The organism is Pseudarthrobacter sp. efr-133-R2A-89 (assembly GCF_030209315.1).
In the GTDB taxonomy this organism is placed as follows: Bacteria; Actinomycetota; Actinomycetes; order Actinomycetales; family Micrococcaceae; genus Arthrobacter.
Genome location: NZ_JARVSE010000006.1, coordinates 107,605 through 124,978, shown reverse-complemented (window position 1 = coordinate 124,978; position 17,374 = coordinate 107,605). Strand labels below are relative to the sequence as shown.

Here is a 17,374-nt window from a genome sequence, read left to right as displayed (position 1 = left end):
GACGTTGGAACGATGAAGTTCGGTAAGCAGCCCGCCCCCGTTGCGGACATCAATGAGGACGATCTTTCGGTCCACAAGCCAAAAACGGAGGCGGCCGGGGTCAAGGCCGTCATGGTTGCGCTCGAGCGTGCGGTGGCGCAGGCGGGCGTAACCCGGACAGCGCAGTCCCTGCTGCGGTTGAACCAGCGGGGCGGTTTCGACTGCCCCGGCTGCGCGTGGCCCGAATCGGACAAGAAGCGCAAGGCTGCCGAGTTCTGCGAGAACGGCGCCAAGGCCGTGGCCGAGGAGAACACCCTCCGCACCGTCGGGGCGGAGTTCTGGGCCCAACACTCCATCGCCGAGCTCTCGGAGAAGACCGAGTACTGGCTGGGGAACCAGGGCCGGCTGAGCGAGCCGGTGGTGATCCGCGAAGGGGAGACGCATTACTCGCCGATCTCGTGGGCCGACGCGTTCGAGCTGATCGGCGAACACCTGCGGGCGTCCACCCCGGAGCGCAGCGTTTTCTACACCTCCGGCCGCACCGCGAATGAGACCGCCTTCCTGTACCAGCTGTTCGCACGGTCCCTGGGCACCAACAACCTTCCCGACTGCTCCAACATGTGCCACGAGTCCTCCGGCTCGGCTTTGAACCCGACCATCGGCATCGGCAAGGGCACGGTCTCCCTGGATGACATCCACGACGCCGAACTGATCTTCGTGGTGGGCCAGAACCCGGGCACCAACCATCCACGGATGCTGTCCGCGTTGAAGGAATGCAAGGACAAGGGCGGCAAGGTGGTGGCCGTGAACCCGCTGCCCGAAGCGGGCCTGTTCAACTTCAAGGACCCGCAGACCGTTTCCGGAGTGGTGGGCGGCGGGACGCCGCTGGCCGATGAATACCTGCAGATCAAGGTGGGCGGGGACCTGGCGCTGTTCCAGGCGCTCGGCCACCTGCTGCTGGAGGCCGAGGCCGCCAACCCGGGGACCGTCGTCGACCAGTCCTTCATCGCCGCCCAGACGGACGGGTTCGCTGCCTATCGCGAAGCCCGGCGCACCCTGGACTGGGGCGAAACCGAGAAGGCCACCGGCCTCACCCGGGGCCAGATCGAAAAGGTCGCGGCGATGCTGGTGGCGTCCAAGGCCTCGATCTTCTGCTGGGCGCTGGGCGTGACGCAGCAGCCGCACTCGGTGGACACCATCAAGGAAATGGTCAACGTCCTGCTGCTGCAGGGCAACTTCGGCAAGCCCGGCGCCGGCGCCTGCCCGGTCCGCGGGCACTCGAACGTCCAAGGCGACCGGACCATGGGCATCTGGGAGAAACCCAAGGAGTGGCTCCTGCAGGCCTTGGACGCCGAGTTCGGCATCACCTCCCCGCGGCACCACGGCTACGACGCCGTGGAGTCGATGGAGGCCTTTGAACGGGACGAGGTGGACGTCTTCGTATCCATGGGCGGGAACTTCTCGCTCGCCTGCTCGGACACCGAAGCCCTGGAAGCGGGCATGCAGCGGATCGGGCTGACCGTACACATCAGCACCAAACCCAACCGCTCCCACGTGGTCCATGGCCGCACCTCGCTGATCCTGCCCACCCTGGGCCGCACCGACAAGGACGACAAGCATCCCAACGGCGCACAGTTCCTCTCCGTGGAGGACTCGATGTCCGTGGTCCACTCGACCCAGGGCCGCCTCACCCCGGTCTCCGAGCACCTGCTGGCCGAGCCCGTCATCGTGGCGCGGATGGCGGAGGCCACCTTTGGCCCGGACCACCCCGTGGACTGGAAGGCAATGGCGGAGGACTACGACGTGGTCCGCGACCACATCGCCCGCGTCCTGCCCGGCTTTGAGGACTTCAACGCCAGGGTCCGGACCAGGAACGGGTTCGTGCTCCCCAACCCGCCGCGCGACACCCGTTCCTTCGCCACCGACATCGGCAGGGGCCGCTTCACCGTCAGCCCGCTGGAGTACCTCACCCCGCCCGCGGGGCACCTGGTGCTGCAGACCATCCGCAGCCACGACCAGTACAACACCACGTTCTACGGCCTGGACGACCGCTACCGCGGCATCTCCGGCGGCCGCCGCGTCATTCTGATCCACCCCGAGGACCTCGCCGAGCAGGGATTCCAGGACCGCGAGCTCGTGGACGTCGTCAGCACCTTCCAGGGCGTGGACCGCAGGGCGGACAAGTTCCGGCTGGTGGCCTATCCCACCGTGAAGGGCTGTGCCGCGGCGTACTTCCCAGAAGCCAACGCCTTGGTCCACAAGGAAAACGTGGCCCGCGTATCCAACACCCCCGGCTTCAAGGCCATGTTCGTCCGCTTTGAACCGCACCAGGGCGGGGCGGCAGCAGCCGAGGACTCTGCAGGGGAGCTGGCCGGCACGCACGCCTAGCCCCACCGGGTGGGGAAGCTGCGCCGGTGCGGGCAATGTCGACGGCGGCAGTCCGGCAGGTGCCGGGTGCCGCCGTCGCTGTTCCCCCGCACAGGTTCTTATGCCGGGTGGTTCCCGTCGGGACCGGCCTCCGGGTACAGGTCCTTGCCATAGCGGAGGACGACGCCTGGCGGGACCGCAACATACTTACCGTGTCAGGCGGAGGGCGCGTGCAGGACCAGCTCCAGCCAATCTTCGGCTGGGGATACCTGGATCTGCACCAGGTCCGGAACGGTGCAATGCGAGCTGCCCTCCTCGGGAACCCGGACGCGGCGTTGGGTGTCCGGCCACCGCGGTGGTTCCCAGTCTTGATGCTCGCTTTGATAAAGGCGGCCGGTGGGTGAGGTCCAGCCGGGTGGTTCGTTCTTGCTTGCCAGGGTGGGTTTCCAGCCGGTGGCGTGTCGGAGTTTGTGGTGTTTGGGGCAGGGCTGTCCCAGGTTGCTGATTCCGGTGGTGCCGCCCTTGGCCCAGGCGAGGATGTGATCGGCATCGTTGTCCAGGGAGTTGTTGCTGCACCCCGGGAACGGACACTTCCCGTCCCGCATCCGCAACCAAGCCCGCATCGGACCTGTGACCCGGTAACTCGTCCGGCCGATCTCCAACGGGGCCCCGTCCCGCGGGTCCACGAACACCCGGTAAAAGGACCCCGCCCCGTTTGCGACAAGTTGACGGGCCATGGACGGCGGAATGGGACCGTACCCGTCCAGCACCGCCGGTTCGTCCGTCAGGCCGATCAGCGAGAACACCGGAACCGTGACCAGCACCTGCGCCCGGATTGGCGACAGCACACGGTCCCGGACAGCACCCGCACCGCCGCTGGAGCTGCCGCCAGCGCCCGCACCCCCGATGAAGCTGCCACTCGCACCCTCGCTCAAACCGCCACTGCCGCTGCCACCGATGTAGCGGACTCCGGTGCCGTTGGTGAGGATCGCGTCGGCGAAGGCGTCGGCCCGGAGCTGGGTCAGGGTCCTGCCCTCGCCGGGGCCCTGCAGGCTACGGGCGGTCGCGGTGAGCCGATTCCACCCCGCCAGGGCCTGGTCCGCAGGCAGGCATGCGGACAGCCAGGCCATTCCGTCCTGGTCTGCCCGGAACTCTACCCGCCGATCAGACACCCCCTTGACGTGGCGTTTCTCGATGCTCTCGGCGTGGTGGCGTTCCCGCCAGGTCCGGGCCTTGGCCTTGAACCGGTGCGCCGGCAACGCACCCACCGGGCAGCCCCGTGCTGGGTCCGGGGCGTCCGGGGTCCGCGGCGCCCGGGTCCAAAAAATGGGCTTCCAACGCGGCCGCCCCCGCGGCATTAAGGCACGCCGTTTCATCCGCCATCACCACCGCATGCTGCCAAGACAGGGTCCCGGCCTGCAGCCCCTCCAATGTCCTCGGCAATGAGGTAACTACGGCGTGCGAGGCTGTCAGGAACGACGACGCGGCGCGCGGACCCAGGGCCAACACACACCCGATCTCCGCCGCGACCGCCATCTCCTGCGCCTGCACCGGCACATCCGGCCCCGCAACCACGTCGGCGATCTCCGCGTACGCCACCGCAGCCCTCGCCTTCAGGCCAGCGAACCCGGCCTCGACCTCCCGGGCACCGGCAAGAATGTCCAGGCACCCAGCTGCCACCGCAGCCAACGGATCGGCCACCGAAAACGGCTCGGAACCGCACCCATCGACCTCGGCATTCAGCACAGCCAGGGCAGCCCGGATGTCCTCATAAGCCGTAGCCACCGCTGCCCTCCCCATAAACCAAGCATGACGAGGGGGTACGACATTCAGAGGACTGCCGGGCTTGTCCGCGGCAGTGGGGGTCAGCTAAACATGGGTTCCGGTCCCGGATTCTTTACGTTCAGGGATGGCAGCCCTCCGTGCCACCGACCATGCTTTTTCGTCATATCCGGAATTGATTGACAGTGAGCGTGGCTGGAGTCACACTGTTGCATATGGTGATTGGTGTTGCGTTAGGTGCTTCCAGATTCTTCCGGTGTCATCGCTTCTTTTGCTGATGGACCTCCCCGCATTCGCGAACAGGACGTCTTGGCACACCCTGTTGCCCCGTCTGCTCCGTAATCACCGCAAATCGCTTATTACACAGCCCTATCGGGAGGAAACACATGACTACCTCAGTGAACGCGCCCCTCAGCGCACGCGGAAAGCTCGCCTCAGCATTGCCTGCCGAGCAGCTGGCTGAAATTACCGAGTTGTTCGCCCTGCGGCGCACCGGCTACTCCCTTGACGCCCCGTTCTACACTGACCCCACAATCTTCAAGCTCGACATGGAGGCCATTTTCGGCCAGCACTGGATCTTTGCCGGCAGCGTTGCCGAGCTGCCGGAGCCGGGCGACTACATCACGGTCGACTACGGCCCCTACTCCCTGATCGTGCTGCGAACCGACGAGGGCGCCGTCAATGTCCTGCACAACGTCTGCCGCCACCGCGGTGCACGCGTCCTGACCGAAGCTGCCGGTTCCACCGGAAACCTGGTCTGCGGCTACCACTCCTGGACGTACTCCCCCGAGGGCAATCTGATCCACGCATCCGCCCCCGGCGAAGCCAAGTTCGACAAGAACTGCTTTGCCCTCAAGCGCGCCCACAGCCGCGAGGTTGCCGGGCTCATCTTCGTCTGCATTGCTGACGAACCGCCCGCAGACTTCGACGAAACCGCCAAGATTTTCGAGCCCTACCTCGCGCCCCACGACCTGTCCAAGACGAAGATTGCCTACCAGCAGAACATCATCGAAGAGGGCAACTGGAAGCTCGTCATGGAGAACAACCGTGAGTGCTACCACTGCGACGGCCACCCGGAACTCGCCTGCTCGCTCTTCCCCACGTGGGGCCTGACCGAGGGACTGATCCCGGCCCACCTTGAAGAGGTCTGGGACCGCAACAAGGAAGCCCAGTCCTCCCTCGAGGAGCGGTGCCGCCGCTATGGCCTGCCCTACGAGGTGGTGGAGGAACTCGACACCCGCATTGCCGGTATCCGCATCTCGCGCGAATCCCTGGACGGCGAGGGCGAATCGTTCTCCGCCGACGGCCGCAGGCTCTCCAAGAAGCTGCTCGGCGACCTTCGGGACTTCCGCCTGGGCCGCTGCTCGATGCACCTGCAGCCCAACAGCTGGTTCCACTTCCTGGGTGACCACGTCATCACGTTCGGGGTTTTCCCCATCAACGAGCACCAGTCCTTGGTCCGCACCACCTGGCTGGTGGCTGACGACGCCGAGGAAGGCGTTGACTACGACCTCGAAAAGCTCACCTACACCTGGAAGCAGACCAACCTGCAGGACAAGGCGTTCGTCGAGCTGTGCCAGCAGGGTGCTGCCAGCCCCGCGTACGAGCCCGGCCCTTACATGAAGAGCGAATACCAGGTGGAGGCCTTCATCAATTGGTACGTCCAGCGCGTGCAGGAGCACTTGGCATGATTGACGTCCTCACTCAGGCGCCGGTCCGGGAACCACAGCGCATCCGCGGCCTTGAAATGCCGTGGAACCGGGTGATGGGCAGCATGGAAGGACCGGCCAGCGCAGCCAAGGCGCTGGGCCCGTGGCATCCGCAGGAGTTCATGGCCGAATGCGTCGAAACCGTTCCCGAAGCCGGCGGCATGATGACCTTCGTCTTCCGCCGCTGCGACGGCGCGCCCCTGGCGTTCCGCGCGGGCCAGTACGTGAATATCGCTTTCCCCGTGAACGGCGAGGACCAGGAACCGGTGGACCGCAGCTACTCGCTGTCCAGTTCACCCACGGAACCGTGGACCTTCAGCGTCACCGTCAAGCGCGACCCGGGCGGACTGGTTTCCCCGTGGGTGCACGGGAACGTCAGGCCCGGAACTGTCCTGGACATGCTGGGACCTGTCGGGGCCTTCCACCTGCCTGACGCCGATCGGCGGGCACGGTACCTCTTCCTGGCTGCGGGCGCAGGCATCACACCCATCATGTCGATGCTGCGGACCATCCACTCGTTGCCCGGAACCGCCGATGTGGTGGTGCTTTACCACGGCGCGGAAGCCGGCGGCTTCGCCTTCCACCGGGAATTGGCCTACATCGCGTCGGTGGACTCGCGCGTCAAGGTCTTCTACGCCCTTGGCGACCGCGGCAGGCCCGAGGACTGGGAGGGCTTCACCGGAAGGCTGACGGCGGCCATGATCGACGAGGTGGCACCCGACGCCAACGGCCGGCAGGTGTACGCCTGTGGACCCGAGGGGTATTTGAACACCGCCACCGAACTGCTCAAGAACGTGGGCGTCGACGATACGTCCATCTACATGGAGTTCTTCTCCGGCGACCGGCAGACCCTCCTCGAATACCAGGCCGAGCTCGCCCTGGCGGCGGACATCGCCGAGGAAATCGCGGACGAGATCGCCGAGTCCGCCGGGGACTATTTCGAGAGCCAGCCGGCGGCGTTCGGGATCTATGAACCCGGCTACGACGATGACGGAACCCTCCAGGCCACGGGACTGGCGCTGGAAGCTGCAGCCCCGGCCTCCGCGGAGGCCGCCTCCGTGGACGCCGCAGGAGCCGCAACCGAAGCCGCCACCCCGGATGCGTCCAGCTTCGACACCGTGGGAACCGGAAGCCTCACCCTGTCTTTCATGCGCACCGGAATCAATGTGCGGATCGACCCGGAGGAACCCATCCTTGGGGTGGCCCAGCGGGCGGGTGTCCGGATCGGCGCCAACTGCAAGGAGGGCATGTGCGGCTCCTGCAAGGTGGTCAAGCTGTCCGGGGAGATCGACATGAACCACCAGGGTGGAATCCGCAAACGGGAAATCGATGCCGGCAAGTTCCTTCCCTGCTGCTCCACCGCGCGCACCGACATGGTGATCGACGCCTAACCGCTTCCCTGAGCCGCCGGCGCCCCGCGCCGTCCCAAGTTTCACGCAAGTGAAAGTCATAACCACACGGAAGGTCTGATGCAGCCGGCGTCAGGCCTTCCGTGGCAATTGAACCCTAACCATAGGAGCCACGCCCATGTCAGGTAACAAAGCCGTTGCATACAAGGAGCCCGGGGTCGTCGAGGTCATCGATACCCCGTATCCGTCGTTTGAACTGAAGGCCGGCCCCGGTGTCAATCCCGCCAACGTGGGCCGGAAGGTGCCGCACGGGGTCATCGTGCGCACCGTGAGCACCAACATCTGCGGCTCGGACCAGCATATGGTCCGCGGCCGGACGACGGCCCCGGCCGGCCTCGTCCTGGGCCACGAGATCACCGGCGAAGTCATTGAGACCGGACCCGACGTCGAATTCATCAAGGTCGGGGACATCGTCTCCGTCCCGTTCAACATCTCCTGCGGGCGCTGCCGGAACTGCTAGGAGCGCAAGACCGGGATCTGCCTGAACGTGAACCCGGACCGCCCCGGCTCTGCCTACGGCTATGTCGATATGGGCGGTTGGGTGGGTGGACAGGCGGAATACGTCCTGGTTCCCTACGCGGACTGGAACCTGTTGCGGTTCCCGGACCGGGACCAGGCCCTGGAAAAGATCATGGACCTGACCATGCTTTCCGACATCCTCCCCACCGGCTTCCACGGTGCGGTCACGGCAGGCGTCGGCGTCGGGTCCACCGTCTACGTCGCCGGTGCCGGCCCCGTCGGGCTTGCCGCTGCCGCCAGCGCCCAACTGCTGGGAGCTGCGGTGGTGATCGTGGGCGACCTCAACGAAGACCGCTTGGCCCAGGCCCGCTCCTTTGGCTGCGAAACCGTCAATGTGGCCAACGGCGACCCTGCCGACCAGATCGAGCAGATCCTTGGCGTCCGGGAGGTCGATTCCGGCATCGACGCCGTCGGCTTCGAGGCGCGCGGACACGGCCACGGCGCCCAGGAGGCGCCCGCCACCGTGCTGAACTCGCTGATGGACCTCACCACCGCCGGCGGCTCCGTGGGTATCCCCGGCCTCTACGTCACGGGGGACCCGGGAGCCGCGGATGAAGCCGCACGGAAGGGCAGCCTGTCCCTGTCCCTGGGCACCGGTTGGGCGAAGTCCCTGTCCTTCACCACCGGCCAATGCCCCGTGATGAAGTACAACCGGCAGCTGATGATGGCCATCCTCCATGACCGGATCCAGATCGCCAAGGCAGTCAACGCCAAGGCCATTTCGCTCGACGACGCCCCGCGCGGGTACGCGGAGTTCGATGCCGGCGCGGCAACGAAGTACGTCCTGGACCCGAACGGCTACCTCAACAACTGATGCCCGGTTCCCGTTTGTAAGAACGGCAAGGTTCCAACGGCGGCGCCCCGCTCAGCAGCAGGGGTGCCGCCGTTGGCATGCCGGGGTGGAACAGCGCGCGCTCCGCGGGCAACAAAAGAGGTGGTTGGGCCTGCCGGTCTCAAGCAGGCCCAACCACCTCGTGGGGGATGGGGCAGATCAGCCGCGGAGGCGCTCCATGCCGGGGTCGAAGAGCGGCTCGGCGCTGACCGTGGCGGCTACGCGACGGCCGAAGTACTCGATCTCCACGGGGTCCCCCTCGGACACCGATGAGGGCAGCCAGGCGTAGGCAAGGGGCTTACCGATGGTGAAGCCATACGCCGCGCTCGTGACGTAACCAACGGCTTCCCCGGCAACGTACACCGGTTCCTTGCCCAGCACTACCGACGTGCCGTCGTCGACCGTCAGGCAGCGCAGAATCTTCGCCGCCGGCTGCTCGCGGAGCGACGCCAGTGCCTCTGCACCCACGAATCCGGTCTTGTCCTTGGCCACGGAGAAACCGAGGCCCGCCTGGTACGGGTGGTGCTCTGACGTCATGTCCGCGCCCCACAGCCGGTAGCCCTTCTCAAGGCGCATGCTGTTGAAGGCGCCGCGGCCGGCAGCGATGATGCCGTGCTCCCGGCCCGCCTCGAACAGCAGGTCCCAGAGCTTCAAACCGTACTCGGCGGTGGTGTAGAGCTCCCAGCCGAGTTCGCCGACGTAGGAGAGCCGCATGGCCGTGACGGGGATGCCGCCCACCGAGATTTCCTTGGTCCGGAAATACTTCAGGCCGTCATTGGTCAGGTCGTCCGTGCTGACCTTGCCAATCACTTCGCGGGCCAGGGGACCCCACAGGCCGATGCAGCAGGTGCTGCCGGTGATGTCGGTGACGTGGACCCACTGGCCGGGGTCGGCGGCGGACTGCCGGCGGGCTTCGACCCGGAGGTAGTCGAAGTCAACGTTGCTGTTGACGCCCAACTGGAACTCTTCCTCCGCCAGCCTGGCCACGGTCACGTCACTGCGGATGCCGCCGTCGTCCGCCAGCAACAGGCAATAGGTCACGGCACCCGGCTTCTTGGCGATGTTGCCCGTGCTGAGCCGGTGCAGGAGTGCCTGCGCGCCCGGGCCGGCGACGGAAAGGCGCTTCAGCGGCGTCATGTCGTAAAGTCCGACGGCGGTCCGCGTCTTCCACGCTTCGGCTGCGGAGATGGGGGAGTGGAACATTGCGGACCAGAAGTCCCGCTCCGGGGTCTGCCATTCGGCCGGAAGTTCTTCGAGGAGCGCGCGGTTGGCTTCGAACCAGTGCGGGCGTTCCCAGCCGGCGGATTCCAGGAAGAACGCGCCCAGCTCCTTTTGGCGGACGTTGAAGGGGCTGACCCGCAGGTCGCGCGGGGATTCACGCGGCTGCAGCGGGTGCATGACATCGTAGATTTCCACGAAGTTCTGTTGCGAGGTTTCGCTGACGTAGGCGTCCGAGGTCTGCACCTTCTCGAAACGGGTCAGTTCGCAGCCGTGCAGGTCTGTCTGCGGCTGGCCGTCGATGATCAGTTCTGCCATGGCCTTGGCAACGCCGGCCGAGTGCGTGACCCACACGGCTTCGGCCACGAAGAAGCCCTCGAGGTCAGGCGCCTCGCCCATGAGCGGGCCGCCGTCGGGGGTGAAGGAGAAGATGCCGTTGAAGCCATCCTGGATTTCGGTGCTGCGCAGTGCCGGCAGCAGGTCCTGGCTGTCCTCCCACGCGGGAACGAAGTCTTCCAGGGTGAAGTCCAGCCGGGAGGGCATGCGGTGGTCGGACATCTCCCCGGCCGGGACCTTCGGCAGTGCAGACATGTCCACCGGCATCGGGCGGTGCGCGTAGCTGCCGATGCCGATGCGGTCGCCCCACTCGCGGTAGTACAGGTCCTTGTCCTGGTAGCGCAGGATGGGCTTGCTGGCACCCTTCGGCAGCTCGTTGACGCCCTCAAGTTCGGCGAGGGGCGTGGTGACCACGTACTGGTGGGCCAGCGGCAGCAGCGGTACCTCCAGGCCCACCATCTTGCCGAGCTCACGGCCCCAGAAGCCTGCGCAGGACACCACGATATCGGCAGGGATGAGACCGGCCGAGGTTTCGACGCCGGTGACCTTGCCGCCCTCACGGGCGATGCCGGTGACGGTGGTGGACCCACGGTAGGTGACGCCGTGTTCGCGCGTGCGCTCGATCAGCAGCTGGACGGCGCGGGCCGCTAGGGCGAGGCCGTCGGTGGGGATGAGCAGGCCGCCCAGGACTTCCCGGCCGCCGCTGAGCTTCCCCGTGTTCAGCAGGGGGTAGATCTTTTCGCATTCGTCGGCGTCCACGATCCGGCTTTCGACGCCCCAGGAGGTCATCACGCCCATCTTGCGTTTGAGGTCCGCCAGGCGCTCCGGAGTCGTTGCCAGTTCAAGGCCGCCCACCTGGTTGAAGCAGGACTGGCCATCCTTGCCCAGGGCGAGCAGCTTGTTGACGGTGTAGGTCGCGAATTCCGTCATGGTCCTGGACGGGTTGTTCTGGAACACGAGGCCCGGAGCGTGCGACGTGGAGCCGCCGGCCAGCTCCAGCGGGCCCTGTTCGACGACGGTGATGTCGTTCCAGCCGCGGCTTGCCAGCTCGTCGGCGATGTTGGTGCCGACGATGCCGGCTCCGATGATGACGACGCGGGGTGATGCGCTCATAGTTCGTGGTTCTCCTGGTTGGTGCGTGGCTCCGCGCTTCGCTATAAGCAACGCGCATCACTATATGCAACACGGTGGCGCAGCTCACAGGGAATGTCAAGGGTTTAAGGCTTTGTTGCGTCGGCTGCCGTCACTGTTTCAGCGGTGTTTCGCCGGCTTCAGGGCAGGCGCGCTGGATGCAGAACGGAGGCCTCCGCCGCTGGTGCGGCGAAGGCCTCCTGTGTGTTGCGGCGGGTTGCCCGGTGTCAGTGCGAGAAGTTGGTTGAGATCTCGGCGAGGGTGCGCCCCTTCGTCTCAGGCGCGAGCCATTGCGAGAGTATTGCGCCGAGTAATGCGACCGCCGCGGCCACGACCATGCTTGGACCCATGCCGATGTTGCTGATCGCCCACGGCAGGGCGAAGGTGCCGAGTGCGGCTCCAATACGGCTGAAGGCTGCGGCGAAGCCCATGCCGATGCCGCGCAGGTCGCCGGGGAATACCTCGGCCGGATAGACCTGGGTCAATGTGGTGTAGCCGGCATTGAAGAAGGAGAAGGCGAGGAACAGGGCGAGCACCAGGATCGCCGGTGCGTCCGCCCAGACCCCAATGACCAGCAGGATGCCTGCGCAGAGCCACTGCCCGGGCACGGTGAGGATCCGGCGGCCGAGCCTGTCGATCAGAAGCACGCTGGTGACGACACCTGCGGCCGCAAGGGCGGACAGCCCCACTCCACCGGCCCAGCCGCCGCCGAAGCCGAACTGGGTGAGCACGTCGTCGGCGAAGGTCGCGATCGCGAAGTACGGAGTGACCGCGCAGAACCAAAAACCCGAGGTGAAGACGGTGGCGCGCCAGTGTTCCTTCGAGAACAGCATTCCGAAGGAGGCGTTTTTGATTTTGGTCCTGCCCTTTGCGGCCTGGGCCTCCTGGATCATCCGCAGGTCGATCTCCTCGGTGATGCTGTCGTGCATCTGCGGCGATTCGACATATTTGTGGGCGATTGCGAGTGCTTCGTCACGCCGTCCCTTGGTGATGAGCCAGCTCGGCGATTCGGGGAGGCCGATGCGGGCGAGGAACAGGACGAACGCGAGGATGGTGCTCGTCCCGATGACGACGCGCCAGGGGGTGCCGGCCTCGTGCAGGAGCGTGCCGATGATGAATGCCATCATGAAACCGACATACCAGGCGATCAGGGTCAGCCCGAGCAACCGCCCGCGGAGCTTCGGAGGGGAGAACTCGGACAGCAAGGGCCCGCCGATCGAGTACTCGCCGCCGATCGCGACACCCATCATGAACCGGATAATGGCCAGCTGGATCACGGCACCGTCTCCGGAGGTTACGAAGAACTGGGCCGCTGAGGCAACCAGGAACAGGCCCATGTCCACCAGGAACATGGGCTTGCGTCCGAACTTGTCAGTAGCCCAGCCGGCCAGCGGGGAGCCTACGAAGATCCCGGCCAGCGGGCCCGCGGCGATCATGCCCAGGGACAGTGCGTCGAGCTGGAGGTCTGACCGCATGGGGCCGGTGACGGGTCCGATGATTCCGAGGATGTAGCCGTCGAGGAACATCCCGCCGATAAAGACAGCGACGAGCCGCACCATGAAGCGGCGTTTGAATTTGGAGCTGGTCCCTTCGGCACTGCTTTGATCGATGGTGCTGGCACCTTTGAAAGTCATAAACAGTTTCCTTTAGTGATCTGGCGCTGCGGCATGGATGCGGACAGCGTGTGCGGCCGATGCGCGGGCCGGGCTCCCCTTCGGATCGGCCTTCATAAGTTTGTCCGTCTGCTTCCAGGGCCATCGCGGATGGCGTCGGAAGGGCGGGAGGAGCATATCCAGGTGAGCTACGTTCCGTGATAATCAACAACGTTCGCTGTATGCAACAAGATCGTGCGCTAGCTCACACTCAATGTCAAGAGTGTGTCCTGTGGAAGACGAAGCACGTAAGCGTTCCTGCCGCGTGCTCCGGGGGCACGCCCGTGGCGGGGTCCCGTTTTCCGAAAACGGTGCTTCGATGAGGAATACCTCCCCAGGTCTTAGGCCCATCGAAGCACCTTTCACGGAGAACGGGACGCCCGTTGCCAACGCCGTGGCGTTCTTAGCCCGCGGCTTCCAGGACCCGCGGCTCCAGGGCCTTGGGCGCCGGCGGCGCGGATGACACTTGCCTGCGTGCGGCCTCCACAGTGTGAAGGAGCAGCAACGCCGTGGTCACTGAGCCCACGCCGCCGGGAACCGGAGTGAGCGCCGCTGCCGTCCCGGTGACGCTGGCTTCGTGCACGTCACCCACCAGCGAGCCGTCGGGAAGGACGTTCGTGCCGACGTCGACCACCACCGTCCGAGAGGAGACGTCGCTGCCTCCCAGCAGTCCAGCGCGGCCGGCGGCCACCACCACCACATCGGCATCCTTCGTGTAGCGGGCCAGCGGGCCCGACCTGGAATGGCAGACCGTCACGGCGGCGTCGCGTGCCAGCAGCAGGAGGGACAAGGGTTTGCCCACTACGGCGGACCGGCCCACCACCACAACGCCCTTGCCCGCCAGCGGAATCCGGTAATGCTCCAGGATTTCGACGACGGAGCGCGCGGTAGCGGGTGCAAAGGCCGGCTGACCGACGGCAAGGCGTCCCAAGCTCAGTGGATTGGCGCCGTCAATGTCCTTTTCCGGGGCGATGAGGCCCACCAGGTTGTCGGTCCGGACACCGGGAGGCAGCGGTGTTTGCAGGATGATGCCGTTGACGGAAGGTTCGGCGCTGAGGTCCCGCAGGACGCTTGCCAGCACCGGCTCCGTTGCGTCGTGTCCCAGGTCGATGATCCGGCAGCCGACGCCGGCGCGCTCTGCTGCCCGCTCGATGGAACGGACGTACCAGTGCGTTGATTCGTCGCCGGTTGCCATGACCACTGCCACGACCGGTCGGACGCCCTCACGTTGCAGCGACCGGACCTCTTCCTGGACCTCCTGCTGGAATAGACCGGCCAACGTCTTCCCCGAAAGTACTGTTGTGCTCAACCAAGGATCCTTTCGCGCACGCGGGCCGAGAGGGCATCTGCCGCCAAGACCACCTTTTCCTCAATGCCGTCCGTCTGCCGCGCAAGCCGGGCGCGTGCCTCCGGGTCCTTGACCGCCACGACATTGATGTCGATGTTCACGCGTGCAGTAGTGGCGGCTGCCCTGGCGGCATCGGCGGCCGCCGCCACGTCGCTGATGACGTTGGCGTTGGCGACCTCGAACAGCTCCGTGGCCAGGTCCACGATGTCGCCGGACACCTTGACCAGCCGGGCGGGTGTTTCTGCCGCCTGGATGAGTGCGGACTGGATCCCGGCTGCACGTGCGGCCTTGAGCTCAGCCGTCTCGGACGGGAGTTGGTAGGAGTCGATGACTGCCTGGAACGCCGCCTCGTCCGCCTCGGCCAGCTGCAGCGCCTCCTCGATAAGGCCGTCGGCTTCCGCCGTGATGCGCTGCACCAGGGGCGCGTGCTGCTCGTACTTGGCGCCGGTGGTGTACCGCGCCACCATGGCCACCAACGCTGCACCCTGTGCGGCGTGCAGCGCCGCGGCAGCACCGCCGCCAGGCGTCGGCTGCTTGGCGGCCAGCCGGGCGAGGTAGCTGCCGATTGACTCTGAGCTGATCATGGCCCTACCCGCGGAGCCGGGTCATGGTCGGGTCGTACAGCGGGTCCTGGGTGACCGTGGCGACGATCCTGCGCCCGAAGTACTCGATCTCCACGGAGTCGCCGATCGAAACTTCGGCGGGCAGGTAGGAGTAGGCGATCGGTTTCCTGACCGAGTAGCCGTAGGCGGCGCTGGTCACGTAGCCAACTGCCTGGTCCTTGTAGAACACCGGTTCCTTGCCGAGCACCAGGCTGCGGCCGTCGTCGACCGTGAGGCAGCGCAGACGACGCGCGGAGTTCTCCTCGGTGCGGCCTTCCAGGGCCGCCTTCCCGACGAAGTTGTCCTTGGCCATCTTCACCGCGAAGCCCAGTCCGGCTTCGAAAGGATCGTGCTCGGTGGTCATGTCCGTGCCCCAGGAGCGGTAGCCCTTTTCCAAACGAAGCGAGCTGAATGCGGCCCGCCCGGCCGCGATGACGCCGAACGGCTGGCCGGCCTTCCAAAGTGCATCCCAGAGGCGCTGGCCGTTGTCGGCGCTGGTGTACAGTTCCCAGCCAAGCTCACCGACGTAGGACAGTCGCATGGCGGTGACCGGGACGCCGCCGATGACCACCTGCTTGGACCGGAAATACTTCAGGCCGTCGTTGGAGAAGTCGTCGCTGCTGACCGCACCGACCACCTCCCGGGCCAGCGGACCCCAGAGGCCGATGCAGCAGGTGCCGCCGGTGGTGTCGCGGACCTGGACCCAGTCTTCGGCGCTGCCGCTTGCTGTCTGGTGCCGGGCTGCCCGGTCGAAGTAGGCGGTGTCGATGTTGCCGTTGGCGCCAAGCTGGAAGGTCTGCTCGTCCAGGCGGGCCACGGTGATGTCGCTTCGGACCCCGCCCTGCCCGTCCAGCAGCAGCGTGTAGGTGACGGCTCCGGGCTTCTTGTCCATTTCTGCGGTGGTCAGTTCCTGCAGCAGCTTCAAGGCGCCGGGCCCGGAAATTTCGAGGCGCTTCAGCGGGGTCATGTCGTACATGGCGACGGCGGTGCGCGTCTTCCAAGCCTCAGCCGCGGCAATGGGCGAGCTGAACATGCCGGACCAGGAGTCGCGGGCCGGCGGCTGCCAGTCGGCGGGCATTTCCTTGAGGAGTTCGGCGTTGGCCTCGAACCAGTAGGGCCGCTCCCAGCCGGCACCTTCCAGGAAGAAGCCGCCCAGCTGCTTGTGCCGGGCGTGGAAGGGGCTGACGCGCAGATTCCGCGGCGAGAGCTTGGGCTGCAGCGGGTGCAGGACGTCGTAGATCTCCACGAAGTTCTGCTGCGAGGTTTCGCTGACGTATTCCGGGGTCAGCTGGACGTCCTCGAAGCGGTGGATGTCGCAGTCGCCCAGGTCGATGGAGGACTTGCCGTCCACCAGGAGCTCGGCCACGGCGCGGGCAATGCCTGCCGAGTGGGTGACCCACACGGCTTCGGCCACGAAGAAGCCGTCCAGTTCCTTGGACTCACCCACCAGCGAGCCGCCGTCCGGGGTGAAGGAGAAGATGCCGTTGAAACCGTCCTCGATTTCGCTTTCGCGCAGGGCAGGCAGAATCTGCTTGGTGGCCTCCCACGCCGGGAGGAAGTCTTCCACGGTGAAGTCCAGGCGGGAGGGCATGTGGTGTTCGCTGATCTCGTCCGGCTTGAAGCTGCCGAGTTCGTCCAGGTCCACGGGCATGGGCTTGTGGGCGTAGGAGCCAATGCCGTACCGGTCGCCGTGTTCGCGGTAGTAGAGGTCCTGGTCCTGGTGGCGGAGGATGGGGAGCTGTGCACCGTTGGGCAGCTCGTTCTTCCCCTTCAGGGCCGGCACCGGCGTGGTCTTGACGTACTGGTGTGCCAGCGGCAGCAGCGGCACGGACATGCCGATCAGCTCTCCCACCTTTGCGCCCCAGAACCCGGCGCAGGAGACCACGATGTCTGCCGGGATCACGCCGTCGGGCGTCTGGACTCCGGTGACGCGGCGGCCTGACTGTTCGAGGCCGGTGACTTCGGTGTTTCCGATGTACTTAACGCCGGCTGCCTCGGTGCGCTTAATCAGCAACTGGACCGCGCGGGCGGCGCTGGCCAGGCCGTCGCTGGGAACGTGGAGGCCGCCCAGGATGTCCTCGTCGTTGATGAGCGGGTAGAGCGCCTTGCATTCTGCCGGGGAGAGGATGGAGCCCTCGATGCCCCAAGCCTGCGCGTAGCCGAGCTTGCGCTTCAGGTCCGCGAGCCGGGTTTCGGTGGTGGCGACTTCCAGGCCACCCACCTGGTTGAAGCAGCTGACACCGTCTTCGGTGAGGGACAGCAGTTTCTCCACGGTGTACTTGGCGAACAGGGCCATGGACTTGGAAGGGTTGGTCTGGAAGACCAGTCCCGGAGCGTGCGAGGTCGAACCGCCGGGCATGTTGAGGGGCCCCTGGTCCAGGACGGTGATGTTGTTCCAGCCCCGCGTGACGAGTTCATCCGCGAGGTTGGTGCCGACGATGCCGGCTCCGATAATGACAATGCGTGGCGACGATTCCAAAGTGGTTTCTC

The 17,374-nt window shown here is 66.1% G+C and carries 8 protein-coding genes and 2 pseudogenes; 4 read left to right on the top strand and 6 right to left on the bottom strand.

What is annotated here, in order from left to right:
* Positions 1-12 precede the first annotated feature (12 nt).
* Positions 13-2,367 carry an FdhF/YdeP family oxidoreductase gene (locus tag QRM95_RS12225; RefSeq protein ID WP_285247856.1) on the top strand — a complete coding sequence of 785 codons (2,355 nt, stop codon included), beginning with the start codon at positions 13-15 and terminating at the stop codon, positions 2,365-2,367.
* Positions 2,368-2,561: 194 nt separating this feature from the next.
* On the opposite strand, the pseudogene QRM95_RS12220 reads toward QRM95_RS12225, so the two are convergent.
* Positions 2,562-4,146 (bottom strand): annotated as a pseudogene (locus QRM95_RS12220) (HNH endonuclease signature motif containing protein).
* Between the two features lie 368 nt (positions 4,147-4,514).
* Here QRM95_RS12220 and QRM95_RS12215 point away from each other — a divergent pair.
* The 3 genes and pseudogenes from QRM95_RS12215 to fdhA all read left to right on the top strand — a co-directional run bounded on the left by QRM95_RS12215 (position 4,515) and on the right by fdhA (position 8,579).
* On the top strand, positions 4,515-5,819 hold the full coding sequence (locus QRM95_RS12215; protein ID WP_285247855.1) for an aromatic ring-hydroxylating oxygenase subunit alpha: 1,305 nt from the start codon (positions 4,515-4,517) through the stop codon (positions 5,817-5,819).
* Positions 5,816-7,228 (top strand): ferredoxin reductase, encoded by a 1,413-nt coding sequence (locus QRM95_RS12210; RefSeq protein WP_285247854.1) that lies wholly within the window; start codon positions 5,816-5,818, stop codon positions 7,226-7,228. The genes QRM95_RS12215 and QRM95_RS12210 overlap by 4 nt, the downstream gene beginning before the upstream one ends.
* Before the next feature lie 136 nt (positions 7,229-7,364).
* Positions 7,365-8,579: pseudogene (gene fdhA / locus QRM95_RS12205) on the top strand (formaldehyde dehydrogenase, glutathione-independent).
* A gap of 177 nt (positions 8,580-8,756) precedes the next feature.
* Here the strand turns inward: fdhA and QRM95_RS12200 are convergent.
* The 5 genes from QRM95_RS12200 to QRM95_RS12180 form a co-directional block, all read right to left on the bottom strand.
* Entirely contained in the window at positions 8,757-11,264 is a 2,508-nt protein-coding gene (locus tag QRM95_RS12200; RefSeq protein ID WP_285247853.1) for a GcvT family protein, read from the bottom strand.
* A gap of 245 nt (positions 11,265-11,509) precedes the next feature.
* Positions 11,510-12,916: an MFS transporter gene (locus QRM95_RS12195; protein WP_285247852.1), complete on the bottom strand. Its 1,407-nt coding sequence runs from the start codon at positions 12,914-12,916 to the stop codon at positions 11,510-11,512.
* A 421-nt stretch (positions 12,917-13,337) separates the two neighbouring features.
* A complete protein-coding gene (locus QRM95_RS12190) occupies positions 13,338-14,243 on the bottom strand; it encodes a bifunctional 5,10-methylenetetrahydrofolate dehydrogenase/5,10-methenyltetrahydrofolate cyclohydrolase (protein WP_285247851.1) in 906 nt (301 codons plus the stop codon).
* Positions 14,240-14,866 (bottom strand): cyclodeaminase/cyclohydrolase family protein, encoded by a 627-nt coding sequence (locus QRM95_RS12185; RefSeq protein WP_285247850.1) that lies wholly within the window; start codon positions 14,864-14,866, stop codon positions 14,240-14,242. Before QRM95_RS12185 ends, QRM95_RS12190 begins: the two co-directional genes overlap by 4 nt.
* Positions 14,867-14,870: 4 nt before the next feature.
* On the bottom strand, positions 14,871-17,363 hold the full coding sequence (locus QRM95_RS12180; RefSeq protein ID WP_285247849.1) for a GcvT family protein: 2,493 nt from the start codon (positions 17,361-17,363) through the stop codon (positions 14,871-14,873).
* Between the last annotated feature and the right edge of the window lie 11 nt (positions 17,364-17,374).